The following is a 5,451-nucleotide window of genomic DNA, read 5'->3' on the forward strand; positions in this document are numbered from 1 at the left end:
TCAGTCAGTTCTTGTTGTTAAATAACTTATTTTTGAAGCTAAAGAACAGTAGTGTAAGGGTAGCTGTTAAAAGTATTATCCCTGCTGCTGTAAAATAGTACTCTTTAGCTTTACCAAAGAATATCTCTGCAGCTTTGCCAAACAGATACCCAAGATATATGTAAAGGGCTGCCCATATCGTAAGGGAAATAACATTAAAAAATAAGAATTTGTAGGTATTATATCCAACTGCACCCATAAAAACCATTGGGACAATCCTCATACCGTACATGAACCGTATAATAAATATAGAAAATACGCCGTACTTTTCTATCAGTTTCTTGGCTTTTCTGTATTTTTTTCTTGTGTAGGAATTTCTAAGTAAAAACTCTCTTCCTTTCCATTTTCCTAAGAAAAAATAAATAACTTCGTGAAATAAAGCTCCCAGTATTGCCGTAAACCACGACAGCACCGGGTTTAAATAGTTTAATTTAACAAATATTCCAACTATTAAAAGAAAAACTTCTCCTTCTAAAAATGTACCTATTAAAACAGCAATATAACCATAATTTTGCAAAAAATGTTCTAAAGATTCTATGGTTTAACCTCCGTTAAAAGCTTGTATTTATTATATTATTTTTTGGATAAGCATGTAATTGCTGAAGAAAAACCAGTTTGAGAAAAAGTGAAAAATGGCAGAAGTCCATATACTTTTTGAATAATAGTATAAATATCCAAAAATAATAGATGGGAAAAACGTTAAAAAAGAAAGTAGTGAAAAACTTACAATCAAATGGGGAATAGTAAATAAAATAGAAGTTAAAAGGATAGATATGTGAATATTAAATTTTTTAAAAAACTCATTTTGTATGTATCCGCGAAAAAATACTTCCTCAAGAAAAACCTGTGTAATTTGATTAAAAGGTATTAGATTAAGATTTAAAAATGGAAAATATACAGCTGAGGCTGCAAACCCGTAGATGATTCCTTTAATTAAAAAAAGTCCAAATTTATCAAGTTTGTAAAAAATTAGAGGAGAAGTTAGTATAAAAGCAGATAATATGTAAAAATATCCATTTAACTTTGCTAAAATTAGACTTATAATTAAGAAAATATAAAGCAGTATAAAACCCATAGAGGTTATTATAACTTGAAAAAATATGTTTTATGCATTACTGGTGCAAGCGGTGTAAAATATGGATTAAAACTTCTTGAACAGCTTTCTAAAGAAAACTTTGTATATCTATTAATATCAAATAACGGCTATCTTGTACTTGAAAGAGAAGAAGGAATATCTAAAAAAGATATAAAAAATATTATCAACCAAAATGTAAAACTGATAAATGTTAATGATATGTCAGCGTCTATTGCAAGCGGGTCAAGGATTATTGAAACTGAAGGTGTCATAATTGCTCCCTGTTCAATGTCTACTTTAGGAGCTGTTGCAAATGGTGTAAATTACAACCTGATACACAGAGTTGCAGATATAGCTTTAAAGGAAAAGGTTAAACTTTATCTTCTTATTAGAGAGATGCCACTTTCACTTATTCATGTTAAGAATATGGAAAAGCTTATGCAGGCAGGGGCAGTTGTTTCCTCAGCTTCCCCAGGGTTTTATCACAACCCTAAAACAGTTGATGATATGGTAAATTTTGTTGTAGGAAAGGTTTTAGACAGCTTTAGAATTCAACATAATCTTTATAAAAAATGGAGAGAAGATGAAGATTAGTGAGTGTGCAGAGCTTTATCTGGCTTATTTAGCAGATAAATCACCAAATACTGTAAAAAACTATAATGTGGATTTAAAACAGTTTGCACAGATAGCAGGTGATAAAGATGTTGAAAGTATAACAAAAGCTGATATTGCAAAATTTAGAATGGTTTTGCAGTCTAAAAGATTAAAATCATCCACGATTGCACGAAAACTTGCCTGTTTAAACTCCTTTTTTCAGTATTTAATAGATTTAGAGCTAATCTCCTCTTCTCCTATAACAAAATCCCACAGACCTAAAGTTTCAAATAAAATACCTTCATCACTTACTCATGAGGAAATAAAAAGAGTTATTGAAAATGCAGATAATATTATGGATAAGTTAATTATAAAAATTTTACTTACAACAGGGCTGAGGTCTGCAGAAATACTGGATATTAGAAGAGAAAATATAATAATTGAAAGAAACGGACAGTTGTTTAACATAGATTACATTGAGAATTTGCAGGAAGGAGATATTGCTTACATAAAGGTTTTAGGAAAAGGAAATAAAGAAAGAATAGTACCTTTGTCTGAAAATGTGCTTGAAGAGTTATTTAACTATTTAAAAAAATATAAAGTTAGCCCTATTTTTCCAATCTCTTATCACTCTTTGTGGAGAAGAATTATAAATATAGGTAAAAAAGCAGGGGTTATACTTCATCCTCACAAGCTCAGACATACAGCTGCTACCCTTGCACTTCAGTCAGGAGCAGAACTTAGAGTAATACAGGAACTTTTAGGACATGCTTCTCCTTTAACAACTGCAAGGTATGCAAAGGTTAATCAGAAACAATTGATTGAGGCTACAAAAAAACTATCTAACTCTATATTTTCTGATTAATTTACAAGTTCAAGTATTTTCTTTGCTAAATTTTCAGGTACTTCCATTACAGAAAGTCTCGGCATTTTTACAAGGTAAAAATCTTTAAAATCATCCATACTTTTAATTTCTTTTAATGTCAAAGGTTTGAGAATTTTCTTACAGGCTTAACATCAACAACTGGAAGACCATTTTTGTCTTCGTAAGGCTTACTTATAACCTCAGCAAGTCCCACTATCTGTTTTTCTTTTCTGTATGATAAATAAAAGCTAAATCTCCTGGCTTCATCTGCTTTACAAATTTTAATGCAAACTTATTTTTTACTCCATCCCAGACAGTTTTCCCTTCTTTTTCTAAGTCTTCATATGAATATTCTGTTGGCTCAGTTTTTAAAAGATAGTATTTTGCCATTATATTAGCTCCTTATAAATATTAATATAAATATCTGGAAAATTTGTTTCCACAAAATTAATGATTGACTGCATTATTTTTTCTGTTTGTCTTTTTTCTGGTGATACAAAAACTACAGCTATATTTGCAGACTGCCATAAATCCTGATTACCTACTTCAGAAACGGAAACGTTAAATTTTGATTTAAGTTTTTCTTTTAATGAGCGTACAATCATCCTTTTTTCTTTTAGAGAGGTTGCATGCGGAATATAAAGGTCTAAAACAATGCTTCCTATAACCATTTTGCCTCATTTATACAAAAATTTTGCTATATTTTAATAAAACTGATGGAAATTTCAAGCTATTTTTTTATTTTTTCGTATAATCTCAGGAAATCTTCAGGTTTTAGCTCTTCAACCCTTGCAGTTGGAGGAATATTTAAGGATTTTAAAATGTTTTCGTCTATTTTTGTTCTAAGCATTTTTCTTCTGTTTGAAAATAAAGATGATACAAAGTTTTTGTAATTTTTTTTATCAATTTTAGGATAATCCTTTTTTGGAAACATTCTAACAACTGCTGAAATTACTTTAGGAGGTGGAGAAAAAAACCTTGCAGGAACGCTCATAACATATTCAACTTCAAAGAATGTTTGTATAAAAATAGTTAAAAATGTGTAGTTTTTTGTTTTTGGTTTTGTTGTTAATTTTTCTGCCACTTCTTTTTGAAGCATGAAAACAGTTCTTTCTATAATATCTATGTAAAATACTGTATTAATCAGTATCAGCGATGAAACATTGTAAGGAAGATTTCCAACTAATTTTATTTTTTGGTTTTCAGCAATTTCATATAAATTTACCTCAAAGAAATCTTTTTTGATAAGCTCAAAATTTTCAAACTCTTTAAATCGTTCTTCAATTATTGGATAAGCTGTTTCATCTATTTCAATACCATAAAGTTTTTTAGGGTTTCTTTTTAAGATTTCCTGTGTGAGCTGTCCTGTTCCAACACCTATTTCAACAATTATATCTTCTAATTTTACATCAATAGTATCAACTATTTTAGATATAACCCCCTCGGAAATGAGGAGGTGCTGGCCGAATTTTTTTTTAGTCCTGAACTTTTTCATTTAGTTTTTTTGCTTTTTCTAATATAAGGTTTTTCATAAACTCTGATGTATCTTCCCTTTCAAGTGCAAAATCTACTATGGCTTTTATATATCCGATTTTATTTCCTGTATCGTGTCTTTTTCCTACAATATCTTTAGAATATATAACCTCTTCCTGCCTTAAAGTCATTAAAGCATCTGTTAGTTGAAGCTCTCCACCTTTACCAAAAGGGGTTCTTTTTAATGCATCAAATATTTTTGGTGTAAGAACATACCTTCCTATTATTGCAGAAGTTGACGGTGCCTCTTCAGGTGCAGGTTTTTCTACCATGTAGTTAACAAGTCTTATGCTGTCTTCAATTAACGAACCTTCTACTATTCCATATTTGTAAGTTTCTTCTTTAGGTACTTCTGTAGTTCCAAGAACTGATTTTCCAAACTTTTTATAAACATCTATTAACTGTTTTAATCCTGGCTCTTCTTGGTTTATTATCAGCTCATCACCAAGCATAACTGCAAAAGGCTCATCGCCTATCACGTGCTCTGCTGTTAAAATAGCATGTCCAAGACCAAGTTGCTCTTTTTGTCTTACATATACAAAGTTTGCAAGGTTTGAAACTTCTCTTATAAGCTCTAAAAGCTCAATTTTCCCTGCTTTTTCCAGGGTATGTTCTAAATCAGGAGCATAATCAAAATGGTCTTCTATAGCCCTTTTATGTCTTCCTGTTACAAATATGATAGTATCAATCCCAGATGACACAGCTTCTTCAACTATATACTGTATTATTGGTTTATCAACAATAGGCATCATTTCTTTAGGAGTTGCTTTTGTTGCAGGTAAAAATCTTGTTCCAAATCCTGCTACTGGAATTACAGCTTTTTTTACTTCTTTCATATTAGCCTTCCCCTTTCAACTTTTTAAGAACTTTTTCATAACCTTCCATTAAATCCCCAAGGTCAAATCTAAACCTATCTTTGTCAAGTTTTTCTCCGGTTTCTTTATCCCACAGTCTGCAGGTATCAGGAGAAATTTCATCAGCAAGGACTATTTCTCCATCTTTTCTTCCAAATTCTAATTTAAAATCAACAAGGATTATTCCATGTTTATCCATAAACTCTTTTAAAATATCATTTATTTTTAAAGCAAGCTCTTTCATTTTTTGAACTTCTTCAGGTTTTGCAAGTTTCATGGCATATATGTGTTGCTCACATATTATAGGGTCGTGAAGCTCATCATTTTTTAAATAAAACTCAACTAACGGAGGATTAAAAGGAGTTTTTTCTGGGATTCCAAGTCTTTTGACTATACTACCTGCTGCTATGTTTCTTACAACAACTTCAACAGGAATTATTTCAACCCTGTAAGTAAGCATTTCTCTATCTGATAATTTTTTTATGTAATGG

Annotated in this window: 9 protein-coding genes; 2 read left to right on the plus strand and 7 right to left on the minus strand. The window is 30.6% G+C overall.

The window, feature by feature from the left end:
- Nucleotides 1-4: 4 nt before the first annotated feature.
- Nucleotides 5-556, minus strand: coding sequence for a DedA family protein (locus HG1285_RS06135; protein WP_008288215.1), 552 nt, complete (start codon nt 554-556; stop codon nt 5-7).
- Nucleotides 557-1,129: 573 nt separating this feature from the next.
- Between HG1285_RS06135 and HG1285_RS06130 the strand changes: the two genes are divergently transcribed.
- Nucleotides 1,130-1,708 (plus strand): UbiX family flavin prenyltransferase, encoded by a 579-nt coding sequence (locus HG1285_RS06130; RefSeq protein WP_008288217.1) that lies wholly within the window; start codon nt 1,130-1,132, stop codon nt 1,706-1,708.
- The gene (locus tag HG1285_RS06125) at nt 1,698-2,573 is read left to right on the plus strand and encodes a tyrosine-type recombinase/integrase (RefSeq protein ID WP_008288218.1); all 876 of its coding nucleotides are present in this window, start codon (nt 1,698-1,700) and stop codon (nt 2,571-2,573) included. Before HG1285_RS06130 ends, HG1285_RS06125 begins: the two co-directional genes overlap by 11 nt.
- Here the strand turns inward: HG1285_RS06125 and HG1285_RS20495 are convergent.
- The 6 genes from HG1285_RS20495 to HG1285_RS06105 form a co-directional block, all read right to left on the minus strand.
- Nucleotides 2,570-2,671: a hypothetical protein gene (locus HG1285_RS20495; protein ID WP_008288219.1), complete on the minus strand. Its 102-nt coding sequence runs from the start codon at nt 2,669-2,671 to the stop codon at nt 2,570-2,572. The genes HG1285_RS06125 and HG1285_RS20495 overlap by 4 nt on opposite strands.
- A 115-nt stretch (nt 2,672-2,786) precedes the next feature.
- Entirely contained in the window at nt 2,787-2,963 is a 177-nt protein-coding gene (locus tag HG1285_RS20505; RefSeq protein ID WP_008288220.1) for an EVE domain-containing protein, read from the minus strand.
- Complete coding sequence (locus tag HG1285_RS06120) at nt 2,963-3,244, minus strand: DUF503 domain-containing protein (protein ID WP_008288221.1); 282 nt, start codon at nt 3,242-3,244, stop codon at nt 2,963-2,965. Before HG1285_RS06120 ends, HG1285_RS20505 begins: the two co-directional genes overlap by 1 nt.
- 59 nt (nt 3,245-3,303) lie before the next feature.
- Nucleotides 3,304-4,068 (minus strand): 16S rRNA (adenine(1518)-N(6)/adenine(1519)-N(6))-dimethyltransferase RsmA, encoded by a 765-nt coding sequence (gene rsmA / locus HG1285_RS06115; protein WP_008288222.1) that lies wholly within the window; start codon nt 4,066-4,068, stop codon nt 3,304-3,306.
- Complete coding sequence (galU, locus tag HG1285_RS06110; RefSeq protein ID WP_008288223.1) at nt 4,049-4,942, minus strand: UTP--glucose-1-phosphate uridylyltransferase GalU; 894 nt, start codon at nt 4,940-4,942, stop codon at nt 4,049-4,051. Before galU ends, rsmA begins: the two co-directional genes overlap by 20 nt.
- Before the next feature lies 1 nt (nt 4,943).
- On the minus strand, nt 4,944-5,451 hold a 508-nt coding region (locus HG1285_RS06105; RefSeq protein ID WP_008288224.1), incomplete at its 5' end, for a phosphoribosylaminoimidazolesuccinocarboxamide synthase.

This window comes from Hydrogenivirga sp. 128-5-R1-1 (genome assembly GCF_000171895.1).